This is a genomic window from Enterococcus sp. DIV0170 (genome assembly GCF_051710765.1).
GTDB lineage: Bacteria > Bacillota > Bacilli > Lactobacillales > Enterococcaceae > Enterococcus_A > Enterococcus_A raffinosus.
Window position 1 is genome coordinate 1,984,213 of sequence record NZ_JBIOLG010000001.1, and the last position, 18,468, is coordinate 2,002,680.

At 36.9% G+C, this 18,468-nt stretch carries 18 protein-coding genes; 8 read left to right on the forward strand and 10 right to left on the reverse strand.

What is annotated here, in order from left to right:
* Positions 1 to 6: 6 nt before the first annotated feature.
* On the reverse strand, positions 7 to 756 hold the full coding sequence (locus tag IGI50_RS09605; RefSeq protein ID WP_438776818.1) for a GNAT family N-acetyltransferase: 750 nt from the start codon (positions 754 to 756) through the stop codon (positions 7 to 9).
* Positions 757 to 941: 185 nt separating this feature from the next.
* On the reverse strand, positions 942 to 1,511 hold the full coding sequence (locus IGI50_RS09610) for a TetR/AcrR family transcriptional regulator C-terminal domain-containing protein (RefSeq protein ID WP_438776819.1): 570 nt from the start codon (positions 1,509 to 1,511) through the stop codon (positions 942 to 944).
* A gap of 283 nt (positions 1,512 to 1,794) precedes the next feature.
* On the opposite strand from IGI50_RS09610, the gene IGI50_RS09615 reads away from it, so the two are divergent.
* Both IGI50_RS09615 and IGI50_RS09620 read left to right on the forward strand, forming a co-directional pair.
* Complete coding sequence (locus tag IGI50_RS09615; RefSeq protein WP_438776820.1) at positions 1,795 to 2,526, forward strand: ABC transporter ATP-binding protein; 732 nt, start codon at positions 1,795 to 1,797, stop codon at positions 2,524 to 2,526.
* Positions 2,526 to 3,617 carry an ABC transporter permease gene (locus IGI50_RS09620; RefSeq protein WP_438776821.1) on the forward strand — a complete coding sequence of 364 codons (1,092 nt, stop codon included), beginning with the start codon at positions 2,526 to 2,528 and terminating at the stop codon, positions 3,615 to 3,617. The genes IGI50_RS09615 and IGI50_RS09620 overlap by 1 nt, the downstream gene beginning before the upstream one ends.
* Before the next feature lie 77 nt (positions 3,618 to 3,694).
* Here the strand turns inward: IGI50_RS09620 and IGI50_RS09625 are convergent, their stop codons facing one another.
* Together IGI50_RS09625 and IGI50_RS09630 are read right to left on the reverse strand one after the other, a co-directional pair.
* Positions 3,695 to 4,294, reverse strand: coding sequence for a PepSY domain-containing protein (locus IGI50_RS09625; protein WP_438776822.1), 600 nt, complete (start codon positions 4,292 to 4,294; stop codon positions 3,695 to 3,697).
* A gap of 327 nt (positions 4,295 to 4,621) precedes the next feature.
* Positions 4,622 to 5,017 (reverse strand): TraX family protein, encoded by a 396-nt coding sequence (locus IGI50_RS09630; RefSeq protein ID WP_438776823.1) that lies wholly within the window; start codon positions 5,015 to 5,017, stop codon positions 4,622 to 4,624.
* 343 nt (positions 5,018 to 5,360) lie between these two features.
* Between IGI50_RS09630 and IGI50_RS09635 the strand changes: the two genes are divergently transcribed.
* The gene (locus IGI50_RS09635) at positions 5,361 to 6,836 is read left to right on the forward strand and encodes a helix-turn-helix domain-containing protein (RefSeq protein ID WP_438776824.1); all 1,476 of its coding nucleotides are present in this window, start codon (positions 5,361 to 5,363) and stop codon (positions 6,834 to 6,836) included.
* Between the two features lie 47 nt (positions 6,837 to 6,883).
* Here IGI50_RS09635 and IGI50_RS09640 read toward each other — a convergent pair whose 3' ends face one another.
* Both IGI50_RS09640 and IGI50_RS09645 read right to left on the reverse strand, forming a co-directional pair.
* Positions 6,884 to 7,930, reverse strand: coding sequence for a BtrH N-terminal domain-containing protein (locus IGI50_RS09640; RefSeq protein ID WP_438776825.1), 1,047 nt, complete (start codon positions 7,928 to 7,930; stop codon positions 6,884 to 6,886).
* Between the two features lie 63 nt (positions 7,931 to 7,993).
* Positions 7,994 to 8,806, reverse strand: a complete 813-nt coding sequence (locus IGI50_RS09645) for a MerR family transcriptional regulator (RefSeq protein WP_218255867.1) — start codon at positions 8,804 to 8,806, stop codon at positions 7,994 to 7,996.
* Positions 8,807 to 9,029: 223 nt separating this feature from the next.
* Between IGI50_RS09645 and IGI50_RS09650 the strand changes: the two genes are divergently transcribed.
* Together IGI50_RS09650 and IGI50_RS09655 are read left to right on the forward strand one after the other, a co-directional pair.
* Complete coding sequence (locus IGI50_RS09650) at positions 9,030 to 9,407, forward strand: hypothetical protein (RefSeq protein ID WP_438776826.1); 378 nt, start codon at positions 9,030 to 9,032, stop codon at positions 9,405 to 9,407.
* A gap of 37 nt (positions 9,408 to 9,444) precedes the next feature.
* The gene (locus IGI50_RS09655) at positions 9,445 to 10,053 is read left to right on the forward strand and encodes a PadR family transcriptional regulator (protein WP_438776827.1); all 609 of its coding nucleotides are present in this window, start codon (positions 9,445 to 9,447) and stop codon (positions 10,051 to 10,053) included.
* A 374-nt stretch (positions 10,054 to 10,427) separates the two neighbouring features.
* Here IGI50_RS09655 and IGI50_RS09660 read toward each other — a convergent pair whose 3' ends face one another.
* Together IGI50_RS09660 and IGI50_RS09665 are read right to left on the reverse strand one after the other, a co-directional pair.
* The gene (locus tag IGI50_RS09660; protein WP_218255873.1) at positions 10,428 to 10,808 is read right to left on the reverse strand and encodes a VOC family protein; all 381 of its coding nucleotides are present in this window, start codon (positions 10,806 to 10,808) and stop codon (positions 10,428 to 10,430) included.
* Between the two features lie 41 nt (positions 10,809 to 10,849).
* Complete coding sequence (locus IGI50_RS09665) at positions 10,850 to 11,797, reverse strand: LacI family DNA-binding transcriptional regulator (RefSeq protein ID WP_438776828.1); 948 nt, start codon at positions 11,795 to 11,797, stop codon at positions 10,850 to 10,852.
* 528 nt (positions 11,798 to 12,325) lie between these two features.
* On the opposite strand from IGI50_RS09665, the gene IGI50_RS09670 reads away from it, so the two are divergent.
* The 3 genes from IGI50_RS09670 to IGI50_RS09680 all read left to right on the forward strand — a co-directional run bounded on the left by IGI50_RS09670 (position 12,326) and on the right by IGI50_RS09680 (position 16,561).
* Positions 12,326 to 12,826, forward strand: coding sequence for an NADH-quinone oxidoreductase subunit NuoE family protein (locus tag IGI50_RS09670; protein WP_311855264.1), 501 nt, complete (start codon positions 12,326 to 12,328; stop codon positions 12,824 to 12,826).
* 96 nt (positions 12,827 to 12,922) lie between these two features.
* Positions 12,923 to 14,800, forward strand: a complete 1,878-nt coding sequence (nuoF, locus tag IGI50_RS09675; protein ID WP_438776829.1) for an NADH-quinone oxidoreductase subunit NuoF — start codon at positions 12,923 to 12,925, stop codon at positions 14,798 to 14,800.
* 12 nt (positions 14,801 to 14,812) lie between these two features.
* Positions 14,813 to 16,561, forward strand: a complete 1,749-nt coding sequence (locus tag IGI50_RS09680; protein WP_438776830.1) for an NADH-dependent [FeFe] hydrogenase, group A6 — start codon at positions 14,813 to 14,815, stop codon at positions 16,559 to 16,561.
* 53 nt (positions 16,562 to 16,614) lie between these two features.
* Here IGI50_RS09680 and IGI50_RS09685 read toward each other — a convergent pair whose 3' ends face one another.
* Positions 16,615 to 17,157 carry an ECF transporter S component gene (locus tag IGI50_RS09685; protein WP_218255881.1) on the reverse strand — a complete coding sequence of 181 codons (543 nt, stop codon included), beginning with the start codon at positions 17,155 to 17,157 and terminating at the stop codon, positions 16,615 to 16,617.
* Between the two features lie 292 nt (positions 17,158 to 17,449).
* Positions 17,450 to 18,445 (reverse strand): sugar kinase, encoded by a 996-nt coding sequence (locus tag IGI50_RS09690; protein ID WP_438776831.1) that lies wholly within the window; start codon positions 18,443 to 18,445, stop codon positions 17,450 to 17,452.
* Between the last annotated feature and the right edge of the window lie 23 nt (positions 18,446 to 18,468).

Here is an 18,468-nt window from a genome sequence, read left to right on the forward strand (position 1 = left end):
TTACACTCACACTCCTGCCAATAATTTTTTTAATACATTCTTGTTCAACATATGAATCGTTAAAAATTTCCCTTGATAATACACTGCCCAATTATTGAATATTCCCGGCAGATTTTTTGCTTTTTCAAGGCTGTCTACTGGAATCAGAGTCAATGGAACCTTTTCTTCCTCACAATATTCCTGCACCTCTTTTAAACCATTAGGAATGAAGGGACATTGTTGACCATAAAAAATCGTCAATGCCTGATCATTAATAGTCTGTTGCCTAGCCGTCTCGGAAAAAGCAGGCACTGTTCCATCAAGAGATAATGCTAAAAGTTCGTAACCGCCCTCAATTTGATCAACTACTTTAAACCCGTGCCTTTCAACAAATTTTTTATCTGTCAAAAAAGGCGTCTTTTTTTGGGAACTGATCACACAAACACCAGATTTATTTTGACACTTAGCATCGTCAATGCAAGACTGCAGCAGATTTTTCCCGTGACCTTGTCCTTTAAAACTACCAGAAACCCATAAACAATAAATATACAAATAGTTTTCTCCAACTACCGGTACCCAAGCCGTTTCCAAAGGTGCATATTCAATAAATACTTTCCCATTAGCATCCAATTTGCGAAACACATGACCTTCCGACAAACGCTCACTGAGCCAGGCTCTTTTTGTATCGACACCTTCTTGATGCTTTTTGCCTGAGATCGCACAACATAAGTGTTCATTTGCAATATTTTTTTCAGTAAGAGTCACATAATCAACCATCAAATCCCACCTTCATTTTTTTATTTTAAGTATAGCATTAAGTTGACTTTCGCCAATTCAATTTTTTTATTCATTATAAAAAATCTTTAAAGAGTATCAAAATTTGATATGCTCCCTATAAAGTAGATTTGGAATTTTCGTTTTTTTCCTTGTCTACTTTATAGGGAGCATATCATTGAATCTCTTTAAAGCTTTTCCGATTTCTTAAAATCAAAGGTTATTAATCGGTCCATTATCCTAACCAATTCTTCTGGTGATTCCTTTTGTCCTCGATTGATCCAATCCTGTAAAACACCAAACAGCGCATTACTTAAAAACAATAACGCGTAATGTTCTTCAATCTCATTCTTGATCTTTAAATCTAATTTCGGAAAAATATTGATTCGGGCGTTTTCCTGCATCATACGTTTAATATAATTTTGAACCTCGACCGATCCATTTTCTGAAATTAAAGCGGCGATTAACTTACCATCACTTTGGAGATAGACCAACATATTAGAAAACAAAGCTGTTTTACTGGTATCGGCATTTGAGAAAATAAATTGATTCGCCTGATCCCGAAATTCTTTTAAATTGACTTCTACTAAATCGTATTTATCTACATAGTGCAGATAAAAACCGCTGCGGCTGATTTCTGCTTCCTCACAAATATTCGTTACAGTAATCTGCTCAAATGCTTTCGTTTGTAGCAATCTAGTCATTGCCGATAAAATATTTTTACGAGTTCGATAGTAACGTAGGTCTTTTTCCTTCAACGTGGTATATCCTTTCACAACATAGTGAACATTTTTTTATAATATGTCCATTATTAGAGTTCTTTTCTTGCATCACAAATTCGTCGTTCTATAATCCATATAGTACAAAATGATAGACAGTCTGTCTATTATGCTATCTCTATCCTAGACTTTTAGCAGTTCAGTAAATAGATTATGTACGAAAAAATATTCGTTCTATTGTGTTAACAGCCATCATTTTTCCCATCTAATTCATTAACACTATAAAACGAATAATCGAAAAGAAGAACAGGAGGAACATATTTTGACGACAGAAAATAATACTGTAGCGAAAATTTCTCACGCCTACAAAGCTTTTGATAAGCGTGAGGTCTTACAAGATGTCAATCTTCCAATTGAATCCGGAAAAATTTTAGGATTGATCGGACCGAGTGGTGCTGGAAAGTCTACAACTATAAAATGTTTGCTGGGAATGGAAAAGTTAGACAAAGGGGAAACGACCATTTTCGAAACCAAAATGCCTAATCGAAAAATTTTAGGTCGTGTCGGCTACATGGGACAAAGCGATGCTTTATACAATGAGCTGACTGCCAAAGAAAATTTGATTTTCTTCGGACAGCTGATGGGAATGGAAAAGGATAAACTGAAACAAGCGATCGATAAAAATATGTCCTTAGTCAATTTAACGGATTTTCTAAACCAAACTGTCAAAACATTTTCAGGTGGAATGAAACGACGACTATCCTTAGCAACTACTCTCTTGTCCAATCCAGATTTAATCGTTTTGGATGAACCAACAGTAGGAATCGATCCTAGCTTGCGAGTGGCAATTTGGGACCAGCTTCGTTCTTTGGCCGATCAGAATAAAGCCATCGTTGTCACCACTCATGTCATGGATGAAGCCGAAAAATGTGATTACGTCGGATTAATTATCGATGGAAAGCTATTCGCGTTTGGAACCCCTACTGAGTTGAAACAAAAATTTGAGGCTGATTCAATTGAAGAAGTCTTCTTAAAAGCCGAGGTGGAAAGCTAATGATGCGCTTTAATGCAATTTTAACCCGTGTAGTCAAAGAATTAATCCGTGATAAGAGAACGTTAGCCCTTATGTTGATTGCGCCAGTTATTGTCTTATCCTTGATGAACGTTGTTTTTGATTCCAATTCTGAAACACATGTCAAAATCGGAGTCGACCAAACGGTTCCCTCCGCTTTAGTAAAAAGTTTTCCTTCAGATGAAGTCAAAACCAAAAAATATTCCGATATCAAAAATATTCACGACACTATGAAGGAAAATGATTTAGATGCCTTTATCACTCTTGACGGATCAACCCTTCATGTTTCCTATGAGAATGAAGACCCTAGCAGTACTGCCCAAATTAAAGGGATGATTCAAAATATTTTGACTGCTAACAAAATGAAAGAGATGAGTAAAGAGCTTCAGGAATTAGCTGTTCAAGCACAAAAACCGATAACTATTCAAAATTTTAAAATCAAAGACTCGTATGTTTACGGTGATGCAAACAGTACCTTCTTTGATAAAATCTTTCCAATTTTAATTGGATTTTTCGTGTTCTTCTTTGTTTTCTTGATTTCTGGAATCGCCCTTCTTCACGAGCGAACCAGCGGAACACTAGAGCGATTGCTAGCAACACCTGTAAAAAGAAGCGAAATTGTTATGGGCTACTTAGTCGGTTATGGTCTTTTTGCGATTCTGCAAACTTTTATTATCGTCTTTTTCTCTATTTATGTCCTCGACCTGCAAATAGTCGGTAGTTTATTATGGGTAATAATGACTAATATTCTTATTGCATTAACCGCATTGTCAGTGGGAATTTTTGTCTCGACATTTGCTAGTTCGGAATTTCAAATGGTTCAGTTTATTCCGTTGATCGTTATCCCACAGGTATTCTTCTCAGGATTGATTCCTTTAGATACCATGGCAGACTGGGTACGTGATCTTGCTTACATCTTCCCTCTCAGCTACGCGGGTAATGCATTAACTAATATTATGATTAAAGGACAAGGATGGGAGAACATTTGGCCTGATCTAGCCGTTCTCGTACTTTTCATCGCCCTCTTTACTATTCTAAATATTATTGGGCTTAAACGATATCGAAAAGTTTAATAATCTGAACGAATAATCTCCTCAATCTAAATAAAAAAGGCTCATGGATACTATCTCCATGAGCCTTTTTTAAAGCATTAATCATCCGTTTCAGTTTCTAAAACATCCCCAGATTGTGCATTGATCTTTACTTCTGTTTCTTTCTGTCCATCGATTACTTTGACTTCCCAATAGGTAGTCCCCATATCCTTGTCTAAGCTCCAGTCAGTCGCTTTCCCGCTGCCAACATTTTCTGTAGCAATTTCGGAAACTTTCTCGATGCTTAAAAGATTTTCTATGTTCAGCTTGTCTTCTTTTCTTTTTACACCTTCTTTGTCTTCAATATCTAATTCTTCTTCACGTTCTTTAGAGACCTTCTTCGTATCGGCGTCCACTCGGACTTCATATTCTTTATTGTAGTCAACCCCTTCGATTTTGTAAAAATAGTTCCCAAAAGAAGTTTCTAAATCAATTGAAGTAATATCGCTATCTGGGTATTCCTTTTGATATTCCTTGATCGCATCCTCTACACTAACCTTGAAATTTGTGTTTTTTTGACTACTTGATTGACTTTTGCTTGTTTGACTTGTCTGTTTTGAGGTAGAACTCGAACTGATTGATTCCTCCGAATCTGAATTACAGCCTGCTAGACCACCTAACAATGCAACTGATAAACCTAAAATAATTACCTTCTTCAAAAATATCCTCCCCTTGCTTCATTTTGTTTATACCATTTTACAATCATTATAGATTATTTTGGACCCGTCTAAAGTCCTATTACACTACTTGAATCATCTCATTTATTTTAGAATCTGTAAAATTTTTAGTTATTTTGATGATAATTCTAAGGTTTACACTTTACTCTTTCAAAGGAAACCTTAAAATAGAGTCTTTTTTCTGTTAAAAATCAAGTATAATCTCCCACTTACCATCGCCGATAGAACTACTGATTAATAATTTAAAAAAATTTTGACCTGCGATTTTTCTAGTCTCATTAAAGTTCACCTGTTTCTTCTAAAATCACTTCATTGAATCACTAGACGAATCAATGCTAAAGCAACTAAATGTAAAGGATAAAAATTATAAAATCCCCATTTTACCCAACTTGGCGAATAGCCTCTTTTACCGTTATACGCAAAGAGTAACGGGATGACTAATAGCATACCTAATCCAGAAAAAACTTGAGAAAATGGCCTTGATTGGGGTGAAGAGACATATATTAATAGCCGCATCGACATTAGAATAAATGTCGTATATATAATTGGTAATTGGATTTCCCACTTCGTATTTTTCCATCTGTAAAAACCAAAAATCAGTAAAACACCCACCAAAGGCCAATCAGAAAACATAGTCACCATCGTAAAGAATAAAACCACTAAATGCCTCAAGAAGGATGAATCAACTTTCTTATAAACTATCATTAGTAGCAATCCTGTTGGTAAAGTGAAAAAAAATTATTTACTAATTCAATAAGAGTGAAGGGATTTTTTCCATTAAAGAGGAGATGAAAAGGATAAATAGAAATCAGCAAAAAAAACATCATTCTTATAGCATAATGTTTTCGATTACTTTCAACTTAAACCCATCTATTATTTTATTCACTCTATACATCCCTCCATATATAACGAGTATGACACAAATAAATCAATAATTCTTCCAATTTTCAAAATAAAAAGGACTTTATATATTAATTATATTATTTATTTTCAGTTGAGAAATTTTACTATATACTAAAGGTATCAATCGATTGAAAGAGGGTTTAACATGAGACATGCCTTATCTTCTACCCAAAATCGTCAAATTAAGATAATTGAATTACTTCGAACAACTAACAGCTATGTATCTGTAAAAAAAATAGCGAAAATTGTGGATGCGGTTCCAAAAACAATTGTAAATGATTGCCAAGAAATTGAAGAGCGATGGAATGCTATTCTACAAATCGAAAGAAATACCTCTGGAGATTTACATCTAAGTGAAAAACATAACCATACCGTACGTGAAGTCTTTTCTGATATTTTAAAAGAATCTCCAACTTTTCAACTTTTGGAAATTCTTTTTTTTCAACCTGGAAAATTACGGACTGAATTGGAAAAGGAACTTTTTCTCAGTTCTTCAAGTCTGTATCGCCGCATCGTCAAATTGAATGAAGGACTAAAGATGCGTGGTTTACAAATTGATCGTAATAATCTGATGCTAACTGGAACGAACGAGCTTCAAGTTCGTTTATTCATGGCTGCTTATTTTTTAGAAGTTTATGATGTCTATGAATGGCCCTTCCAGTTAGATCAAAAAGTAGTCTGGACTACTGTTAATCAAATAGATAGGCATTTTGATCTAAAGTTGAACTTCCTGCAAAGGGCTGAGCTCTCCTTTTTAATAGCCGTTAGTATCATTCGACAACAGCAAGGATTTCTTAACTCAGATAAGCGTGACTTATCTAGTGAAAAAACGCTCTTGTATGAAACACTAATCACTGAGTTGCTGCCTAGTTTCTCTCTACCTATTACTGAACTGGTAAAGAAAGATTTGATCCAAACTATTTTTTGGTATGATTTCAGCTGGGATAATTTAGCTGAAGAGGAACGAATCGAACGCTTTAGTGATAATATAATCGATTTAATCGTCAATGCTTTAGGAATTACTATTTCTAATGAAAGCCGTAAAAACTGTATTTCATTATTTAAAACGGTCTATAACTCCTACAAAACCTATCCCTATGAAACGTACATTGCTTATAACAGACAGCTATACAATAGTTTGACTATTCAACGAGATTTTGCTGTTTTTAGTAAGGTCTTAGAAAAAATCTTAAAGGATCAAGAATCAAAAAACCGATTTCCTTGGTACACAATGTACTATCATCAAGTTTTATTTGAGCTATTTATTTATTGGAAGGATCTTCCAAAACAATTAGATCAATTAAGAAGACCTGTCCTTACTGAAGTCTGTAGTGACTTAGGACCAAAACATGCTCAACTTCTCGCCTATTATCTGAATAAAAATTTTCATGATAAACTTTTGTTGGATATTCATTCCGAAAAAATTTATGCTGAAGTCGCGTCTGATTCATTAATTTCTGACCTTTATGTGACAAATTTTTCTACTCCAATAATCCCTGAGGAAAGATTATTTGTTTTAGAGGACGTCCCTTCAATAAAAAGTCTGGCTGCTTTGGGAAGAAAAATTGATGACTTCAGAATGAATACGTTAATTAAACAGCTAGATTATTTGAACGAGTAAAACAGTAAATTGAACAGTATTTCTGTTCAATTTACTGTTTTATTACTTTAATTACATATCGAAAATTCTAGCTCTTCCAATAGAATTTTTTCGGTATCCGCTAATGTAAGAATGTGTTCACTTAATGTGCATAATAAACTGTCATCACCCGTCGCTCCCAGCTGCCATAACTCTTCTGCAAGTGAATCCCATTCTTCTCCCAGTTTCATGAAGCCTTGACCAATCTGCTCAAGACTCTGATTGTTAAACAACTGATTGGCCTCGATTAAAAACTCTCCGTACATTTTTCGGAAGGCGCCTCCACCTGTACCACCATCTTCACTAATCTGGAAGTAGTTCGTTATACCAGCGATTTTCCTTTTACTTTGGTCAAAGGATTTCCATTTTAAAATTTCTTGCGAAAACTTGATGATTCCATTGATTCCTAACAACTTAGCTGGAGGACGCAGCATATTGTCACAGGTCTCTTTTATAGCAGCAATAAGTTCCCTTTTTTGAATTCCCTCGTAAGATGAAAAATCAAACTCTAGATATTTATTGTTTGCTGGAAAGGGTCTAAAATTGCTATTTCGTGCACGTTCCATTTCTTGATAGCTGACCCGATGATAATCACAGGCGATTTTTCCTTTAGGTGTACGAATGGGATAATCCGCGCAATCACGATCAGTTAGATAAAACTCTTGATTTTCATCATCATAGCCAAATAATACGACAGCATGTCCGCCAAAATGACTGTTTCGATCCATGTTTAAATAATTTAGAAACGGCATGTCCACATAAATCAAAACAGGTTTATTTTTCTGAATCAGTTTTTTCGTTTTAGCTAGAGCTACTGGATAGTTTTTCGGTTGGCGACATTTGATACGAACTCCTAAACGTTCCGCAAGCTTTGCTTCAAACTCGATTGGTTTTGATCTGCCAGAAATCATCGGCGAGTGGGCTAAGTTGATGTAAGTAAATGACAAGCCAGAACCAATACCGAAGAGCATAGCTTCAGATAGTGGTCGATGATAATAGTCAAAAACCTGCTTTAAAGCATTAGTAATACAGTGCTTCCCTCCCGAGGGATGAAATGCTTCAATAATATGTTTCATCGTGCTTATCCTTTCAATAATAAAAAGCGGTTAGATAAAAGAATTAACTGCTAGATACTAAGCTTATTTTGAAACAACAAAACCTGATTCAGTCACCCAGTTTTCTGGATTTGGATCTTCTCCTGGAGAAACGTGACCAATATTGATCATAGGACCAACGATTTTATACTCGTTTGCTTCTAACCACTCGGCGATAGTTTGAGTCACTTGCGGCATTTGCTCAAAGCTGCCGCTGAAGGTCACCGAAGCCATGATAAAGGCTGGCTCTTTTTTGAACTCAACGGTGTGAACTTCAGGGTAGTCTCCAACCACACTTGTTTGAACTTCAACATCCGCATTTTTCTCGACATATTCCACATCATGAAAAAGAGTCATATTCAATGGCGGCTGCTTCATTTTAGCATTCGTTTCTTTCAAACCTTGCTGCAATTTTTGCCACAAGTCCCCTTCCAACGTGTAATCCGCGATTACACTGCGAACACTGAGCACATTTCTTTCTGGAACTTCCTTTACTACTACGTTATATTGAGTCATGCTTTTTCCTTCTTTCATCTTCTGCTTGAGTAAAGAGACCATTCGCTGTTTTTTCAACAGCTCATCTAAGTCTTCCTGCAATTTTTCTTCTTGAAGTGTGTAATGTTTCTCTAAAAAATCTAAATCATTGGTGTCAATAATTTCCTTGATTGTTTTTAAAGGCAAACCCGTTTGCTGCAACAATTTGATTTGATTGAGTTGTGCCAATTGGTCCGCCGAGTAGTATCGATAATTGGTTTGATCATCAATTCCTTTCGGTTTTAGAAGACCTAACGTGGCATAATGGTCTAATGTGCGAACTGTAGTGTTTGATAATTTTGAGAATTCTCCAATTTTAAACATTTAGTTTTCTCCTTTTTTGTTTCGCTAGCTTACTTATAGTATAGAGTCACACGTAACGTGGGAGTCAATCACAAATTCAAAAAAATTTTAAAAGAGATTGCGTATTACTTTTAGTAATGTTACTATTAGTAATATAAAGGCAGAAAATTTTTACAATCTCGTTTGACAAGTAGCGGATTGAACAGATTACCAAACATCATAAAACTATTTAGGGGGAAACAAAATGGAATTATTTTCAATCATTGGGGCAGTGATTTTTGGAATGATGGCAGTATTAACCTTATTAGTGACACTGGGACTTCCGTTTGGTGAGTTTACTATGGGAGGAAAACATAAGGTTCTACCAGTTAAAATGCGTTTTGTTAGTGGCAGTGCTTTCGTTTTTCAATTAATAGCGATCTTCTCTGTCCTTTATGTTGGCAAAATTATTTCATTGAACATCTCTTTTTCGCTAGCACGTGGAATCTGCATCTTCTTCGGATTTTACTTGCTGTTGAATACTGGCATGAATCTTATGTCCTTCAGCAAAAAAGAAAAATATGTAATGACACCTTTAGCCTTGATTGGATCAATCTGTTTTTTCGCAACAGTCTTTTTATAATTTTTTTAATGATATAGCTTTTTGAGGAGTTGGAAAAATGGACACTATTATCTTAGGTTTTCTAATGATTCAAGCATCAACAATTTACGAACTGCGTCAATCAATTAAAAATTCCCTTTCAACCGTTAGCAGCGATAGTACCGGCAGCATCCAAGCAGCTTTAAAAAAGCTGCTGAGCAAAAACATGATCACCTTTAAGGAACGAGTTGACACTGGGGTGAACAAAAAAGTTTATTATATTACTGATACTGGAAAAGAATATTTTCAAAAAGCAATTTCTCAACCGATCCTTTACAAGGAAAAGAATATTGAATTAAGTAAATTCTTTTTTATGGGGTTTACTAACGAAACAAAACGAGATGAATTACTAGCAAATTATATTAAAGAATTGGAACAAGAGCTGGCATCTTTAGAAAAACTCAGTGAAAGGATAAGTCCTCGCTTTCAATTTGATGAAACTACTATTAATGATTTAAAAGAGCACGGTGGTGCCGTTGAATTCATGACCTTAAAAAATGTGGAGGATATCGCCCGTTTTCAATACGCAACTTTGGATCTAGGAATTGAAAAGGCAAAATTTGAAATTCAATGGTTTAAACAATTTAGGAAACTACTTAATTTAGAACCGTCCAAAAAAGAGCAGTGAAAAAATCACTACTCTTTTTTATTGCAATAATCGCTCCATTATTTATAGAGATACTGGATGACCTAGTTGGTGAAACGATGTGCTTGGGTATCCCCTATACATATATTATATTTTCTTCCGCTGGAACCGATTCAATATAAAAATCAGCTCTTTATTAAATTAAGCTATATCATGAATGTTTCAAAACTCTCATTTATCGCCCTTTATCTTCATCTGTAATAACGAGAGCCATTTCCTTTTCACAAATCTATGATAGCAATTTGAATTATTCAATCACATTTGTTGATTAAAGATACTTCTCAACATGATAGAAGTTTTTTTACCTGGCCAAACAAAAGCAACCAATTATTCAACTTCTCATAACATAAAATAATTTAATCTGTTGTAAGCTCAATCAAATTCCCTTCAGGATCTTGGATGACCGCTTCATAATAACCATCTCCAGTAGTTCTAGGTCCACTCAACAATGGAAAACCATCTGCTAAGAATGTTTCAACATACGCATCGACATCCACCTTTGTTCCAACTGAAATCGCCAAATGCGTGTAACCTAAACTATCTGCTATCCTGTTAGAAAGATGTTGCTTAGAGGTCAGCTCTAAGCGACTTCCTGAATCAAAGCTGACAAAATATGATTGAAAACCAGTTCTTTTATTATGATAACGCTCTGAACTGCGAACATTAAAATACTTTTCATAAAACTCTCTCATTTTTTCTAAATCCTTCGTCCAAATTGCTACGTGCTCGATATGCATTCTCTTATTTCCTTTCCTAAATCAAAATTTTCTATTGTATTTTATCTTCTGATAATTAATGGCTCCTTAGCTTTATGAATCATTTCTTGCTTAGATACAATATAATCCACTACTTCAAATCCAATGTCCTCTGCAAGAAAATCAATTGTAGTAAAATTTAATAACTGACTATAGGGTAAATTCCCTTCACCAATAATATGATAATCCTGCTTGTGAAGGAAGCCTATTTCTTGGAGCCCATGAATAATCCCTGCTGCTGTATCATCTGCACTCGCATAAATCACCTCAGGAATCGTCATTTTTTTGTAAGTTTCTTTTGCCCAATAATAACCGTCATTGAAGCCTTCAATTCCTGGAAAGAAATTCTCACCAGTTATTACCTCACCGAAGTACTTTTGATAGCCCTTTGCCTTATCTTTAGCACTAATGCTCTCAGAAAGTGCTCGTTTATTAGTGAAGACCACCTTGGAAAATCCCTTCTGAGCAAGTTCCTTAAACAACCGATGGTATACCATAGTACGGTCTGGATAAATCATAGGAATTTTTGGATCATCAACCTTTTCAGTAGAAATAATTCGGCCTCTAGAGTTGAGCTTGTCCCAATTTTTTAAATTTTTCGCTCGAGAAACCAACACTAATCCATCAATCATTCGTTTCTCTAATAGTGAGTAATACTCCTTTTCTGCTTTTTCATCATAATAAGTCGGTAGAAGTAAAACCTGATACCCCTTTTCTCTTGCGTGAAACAGCAAGCTATTTACTAATCTATCGTAACAAGAGCTGTTATAAGGCAAGGTAACACCAAGTGTATAATTTTTGCCATTACTCAATTTTACTGCATTGCCATTAACCACATACCCTGTATCCTCAATCACGGATTGTACCTTCTTTCGGATATCTTCTGAAACGTATGGATGCTTGTTAATTACCCGTGAAACCGTTGACTTAGAGACACCTGTAATTTTTGCAATGTCGCGGATATTTACCATTGGAACTTCCTCCTAAAGACAGTTTACACTACCAATGTAACCTATGGGACGCGTCCCATGTCAATAAACTATTTTATCATGGTCCGTTCATCTTTCTCCTCTTTTTCTGCCAAAAATGAATCATGCAGCTAGAACAATTATCAGGTAAAAACAACTAAACAAATCTTTTTTAAGTTTTATTTTCCTTCTCCATATTTTCATCAAAGAAATTAAAATAACACTGTGTAAAATAAATCTTAAATATTCAGCCTTCTTTATGTGCTTTTACTAATCATCATTCACAATTTTTAGATAACAAATTTTTTATCTATATCAAATCTTTTTAGTTCATTCACCCCTATAAAAACAATGTCTATTAATGCAACGAAGATTATTCGAGAACAGTTCTCATTCTCATTTGTCTGATTAATCACAAAGATGCTGATATTTTTGATATACTTATTTTATATAGAATAATTTTTTCAAATAAAATTATGATGAGTAGTCAGAAAATTTGATTTAACATTAGGAAGGAGGAGGCATAGATTTATGAGTACAGAAGCAGTATTTGAATTTATTGAAACTGAAAGCCAGTATCAAGAGTTTCAAGCTTGTATCGAGGAGTTAAAAGGCCAACGAGGCGCGCAAATGCCCGCTCTACAAGAGGCACAGAGAATCTACGGCTATTTACCAATCGAAGTTTTGAAAAGGCTTTCTAAAGAGCTGGAACTTCCCATGGAGGAACTTTACAGTACAGCAACCTTTTACGCGCAGTTCACTTTCGTCCCTAAAGGAGAACATACGATTAGTGTTTGTATGGGAACTGCTTGCTATGTAAAAGGTGCAGGAGATATTTTAGATTCGTTTTCAACGGAACTAAATATCGAACCTGGTGAAACAACAACCGATCGGAAATTCACCTTGGAATCATGCCGTTGTATTGGTGCCTGTGGCTTAGCACCTGTCTTAACTGTAAATGAAGAAGTTTATGGTCGCCTATCTAAGAAGAAGGCCGACAAAGTATTGTTAACGTATCAAAAGAAAGAATAACTGGTTGTTGCTCCTTTACTTTTCAAAAGGTGTATAAAAATCTTTTGGAAAGAACGTTGTCGTTGAATAAAGCCTCAAGAGTCAGGAGTAAAAAATATGAGAGATTGGAATGAATTAAAGGAACTTCGAGATACATATCGTCAAACCGTAACAATGCGTTTGGACGATGAAGGTCTCAATAAAAATCAGTACGAAAAGGAAATATTAGTTTGTGCCGGTACAGGATGTATTTCTTCTAAAAGTGGGGAATTTGTTGAAGCTTTAAAAGAAGAAATGGCAAAACATGAGTTAACAGACAAAATAAATATTGTAAAAACTGGCTGTTTTGGATTATGCGCTCAAGGACCAATTGTCATTATTTATCCAGAGGCCGTCTTCTATCACCAAGTACAGCCAAAGCATGCAAAAAAAATTGTTTCAGATCATTTAGTTAAAGGAAAACTAGTTGAGAAACTTTTGTACCACGATAACGAAACGAAAGAAATTATCAATAAATTGATGGATACACCTTTTTATCATAAACAAAAGCGTGTCGCCCTGCGAAATTGTGGGCGGATCAATCCTGAAAAGATCGACGAATACATTGCTTTCGATGGCTATCAAGCCTTAGCAAAAGTAGTCTACGAGTATTCACGAGATGATGTGTTGAATACCTTAGAGACCTCAGGGCTAAGAGGACGCGGCGGCGCTGGTTTTCCTACCTTTATGAAGTGGTCATTTGCTAAAGCTAGCCAATCAGATCAAAAGTATGTTATCTGTAACGCTGATGAAGGAGATCCTGGTGCGTTTATGGATCGATCAGTTTTGGAAGGAGATCCTCATGCTGTTATCGAAGCAATGGCTATCGCAGGATATACGATTGGAGCAAACCAAGGATATATTTATGTGCGAGCAGAATACCCGATTGCTGTTAATCGATTACGAATCGCAATCAAACAAGCTCGCAAAGAAGGTCTTCTAGGAAAAAATATCTTTGGCAGTAATTTTTCCTTTGATTTAGACCTGCGTTTAGGCGCGGGAGCATTTGTTTGTGGCGAAGAAACTGCATTACTAGAAAGTATCGAAGGACATCGTGGTGAACCACGTCCTCGGCCTCCATTCCCTGCTGTAAAAGGATTGTTTGGAAAGCCGACAATCGTAAACAACGTTGAAACCTTAGCCAACATTCCTCAAATTATCTTAAGAGGTCCTGAATGGTTTGCTAGTTTTGGAACGGAAAAATCGAAAGGAACGAAGGTTTTCGCTTTAGGAGGAAAAATTCAAAATACTGGCCTGGTTGAAATCCCAATGGGAACGACTTTGCGAGAAATTGTTGAAGATATTGGCGGAGGTATACCTGAAGGCAAGAAATTTAAAGCCGCTCAAACAGGTGGTCCTTCAGGTGGCTGTATCCCACAAGAGCATTACGATGTTCCGATTGATTATGAAAATTTAAAGAAAATCGGCTCAATGATGGGGTCTGGCGGTCTAATTGTTATGGACGAGGATAACTGTATGGTGGACATTGCTAAGTTCTTCCTTGAGTTCACCGTTGAAGAAAGTTGCGGAAAATGTGTACCTTGTCGTGTGGGGACGAAACGTCTTTTAGAAATTTTAGAAAAAATTACTATGGGAAAAGCAACTCTAGCAGACTTGGATCGAATGGAAGAACTTTGTCACCACATACAAGAAAATTCCCTTTGTGGACTTGGTCAAACCGCTCCAAATCCTGTACTTTCGACCTTCCGATATTTCAAGGATGAGTACTTGGCCCATGTTGAAGAGCGTCGATGTCCTTCTGGCGTATGTAAGAACTTGATTCAATATCGAATTTTGCCTGATAAATGTACAGGCTGTCGAGCATGTGCTAAAGGTTGTCCAGTTAGTGCGATCAGTGGTGAAGTGAAACAAGTCCATGAAATCGATCAGTCGATCTGTACGAAATGTGGCTTATGTATTGATACTTGTCGCTATGATGCGATCACGGTCATATAGGAGGTGGAGCAAATGAAAGAAGTTATGATAACAATCAACGGAAAAATTTGTACTGCTCCTGAAGGATCGACGATTCTTGAAGCAGCTCGAATCAACAACATTGAAATCCCTACTTTGTGCTTTTTAAAAGAAATTAACGAAATTGGCGCTTGCCGTATGTGTGTGGTGGAAGTTAAAGGTGCTCGCAGTTTAGTGACTGCTTGTGTTTATCCAATTAGTGAAGGAATGGAAATCAATACCAATTCTAAGAAAGTTTTCGATTCACGTAGAGTCACACTGGAATTGATCCTATCCACACATGAACGAAAATGCCTTTCCTGCATCCGTAGCGGAAATTGTGAGTTGCAAAAACTATGTAAAGAATTTAATGTCGCAGATGAGGATTATTTCAATGGAGAAAACTGTGAATACGAATTCGATGACAGTGCGGTGCACATGGTCCGTAATAATAATAAATGTATTTTATGTCGCAGATGTGTTGCCGCTTGTTCGAAATGGCAAGCTGTCGGCGTGATTGGACCAAATGACCGCGGATTTAATACGCATATTGGCAGTGCTTATGAACAGAACCTAGATGATGTCCCATGTATCTCTTGTGGCCAATGTATTGTTGTTTGCCCAACAGGAGCGATCCATGAAAAAGATCAAACACAGGAAGTTTGGGATGCATTAGAAGATCCAACGAAGCATGTGATTGTACAAACAGCCCCTTCTATTCGAGTTACTCTTGGTGAAGCTTTCAATATGCCAATCGGTACTAATGTTGAAGGAAAAATGGTTGCTGCATTAAGACAAATCGGCTTTGATAAGGTTTTTGATACGAATGTCGCTGCAGATTTTACTATTATGGAAGAAGCCAATGAATTTTTAGAACGGGTTGGAAACGATGGACCTTTCCCAATGTTTACCTCTTGTTCGCCAGGTTGGGTTAAGTATTTAGAAGCCTATCATCCTGAATTGATTCCTAACCTGTCCACCTGCAAATCACCGCAGCAAATGTTTGGCGCATTAGCGAAGACTTGGTATGCGGAAAAAGAAGGCATCGATCCAAAAGATATTTTTGTTGTCGGAATCATGCCATGTACGGCGAAGAAATTCGAAGTCACCCGTGAAGATCAAGCCGCAGCCGGATATTCTGACTGTGATGTGGCGTTGACGACTCGTGAATTAGCACGGATGATTGATAAGGCCGGGGTTCGTTTTGTGGAACTGGCAGACGAATCGTTCGATGATCCGTTCGGTGAAGCAACAGGAGCTGGCTATATCTTCGGTGCTACCGGTGGCGTTATGGAGGCAGCGTTAAGAACAGCTGCGGAAACTTTGGCTGGTCATTCACTGGAACAAGTGGAGTTCACAGAAGTTCGCGGGATGAAAGGAATCAAAGAAGCAACCTATGAAATGAGCGGAGCAACGATCAACGTGGCGGTCGCTTCCGGCATCAGCAATGCGAAGAAATTGCTAGAACGAATCGAATCTGGCGAAAAATTCTATCATTTTGTTGAAATCATGGGCTGTCCCGGCGGCTGTATCAACGGCGGCGGGCAACCTGTCCAACCTGCATCGGTTCGCAATTTTGTCGATTTGAAAACCAAACGGGCCGCGGCTTTGTACTCTGAAGATAAAGGCAAAGGCTTGCGGAAATCAAACGACAACCCACTTGTTCAAAAAATCTATCAAGATTTCTTAGAAAAACCTGGAAGCCTAAAAGCTCATCATATTCTCCATACAAGCTATCGTGATCGTACTAAAGTGAAGGCATAAAAATAGGGCCCTAATCGTGAAATTCGATTAGGGTCCTATTTTTTAGCTAACTGCTATGCTCTTTGACGATTTAATGCTTTTGACAATACAGGTACAACTAAAATTGATAGCCCTCCACCAATTAAGGCAGTAATTAACTGCGGAAATGAGAAGGCTCCTGAAACCATAGCTGCTTTGGGAGCAGGCATTTTAAGTAACACTGGAACGACGAACTGTACAATTGATAAGTATAAGACACCAAATTTTGCCACCGCTCCGATGATGGTCGCTACCACAAAATTAGTAACACTTTGTCTTTTGTTGAAGCCCGCAATGAAATGCCAGATGGTTACTAATACAGCATTTCCAATCGCAACACAAAAAACAATTTGTGGGAATGCCGGTCCAATACCAAAGATAAAAGCAAAGAGCGGTGATAATAACGCAATAGTAATGCCACTGGCCAAGCCTCCAGTAGTAACAGCCACAATCAAAATCAAATTGACCAATGAGCCTGTCACTAAGGTATTCCCTAACCCAGAAGTCACCGCCTGTACGACAATCAATAATGCCAGTAATACACCTGTTTGAGCAACCCATAATGCTTTTCGATTCATACCTTCGGAAAAGACTATTTGCAGAGTTTCACAAATAGCTTTCCTTCACTTCCCTTCTCATTTCGATTTGAATGACGATCATTTGAAGATGAGTAAACCATGAATAATTACTAGTTATTTCCTAATATAATAATTGTACCAGATTTAGGTATCTAAAAGAAAACCAAATTAAGCAGTCTTTTATTATTAATTTGCATGGAGTAAACTTGCTTCAAAAGTACAAAAAAGAATGAACAGCTTTATTCAGCTATTCATTCCTTCGTTTCTATATGATTTTAAATAGTTAGATGAATCAGCGTATCAAATCAATCCCCGGATTTTCCAAAACGGTAAAAACCTGTTCTTTCGTTGTCAACGGCACATCCCCATGGATCGTGTGAGCCAGTACCGCATTCATCGCAGCAAATTCAACTGTTTCTTGTAAACGCCATCTCTCCACATACCCCGTTAAAATTGCTGCAGCATAGGCATCACCAGCACCAATTCGATCTAAGATTGTTAATTCACGCTTTGGACTAACCGCATATTCTTCACGACTATAAAGAAACCCCTCTTGCTGTTTTTGTTTGTTTTCTGAGAATCTTCTAGTACCCGCAAACCACTCAATCTGATACTTATCCATGAATTGCATAATCAACTCATCTTCCGTGCCTATCATCTCTAACTGAAGTAATTCAGTCAAATCTCGCACACTCCCAAAAACAATATCACAATACGGCAGGATTTTTTCATACTGTTCCCTCATAAAGGCAACTTTATCAGGCTCAGTGTTCAGACTCGGGCGGAAATTAAAATCGAAACAAACTTTTTTTCCGGCCTCAGCCGTTTTTTTCGCTAAAGTGTGCGCAGCATCACGTGTATCATCCGTCAAGCTTAATGAAATCCCACAAATTTGGACCAGATCATTCTCAGCAACAACTTTCTCGAAATCATAGGCCTCATGATTGCTAAGACCAAATGAACTATGGTGACGATTCTGATACGTCACTTGTGTCGGACGTGCGCCATACCCATTTTCGGCAAAATAGCTGCCAATATGATGATGAGCGAACCTTAATAAATCCGTCTTGATTCCGTATTTTGCTATCGCTGCTTTAGCCACTTGTCCAAGCCGATTATCTGGCAATACCGTCACCAACGAAGTCTCATAACCAAACTGAGCCAGATTCGCCATGATGTTGACACCGGTACCCGTGTAATCCATCCGTAAATCATTTGTTTGATCCAATAATAGGTATTCTGGCGGTGATAGCCGTAGCATTACTTCGCCAAAAGCAGCAAATCTCATAGCTGACTCCCCTCTTCTTATTC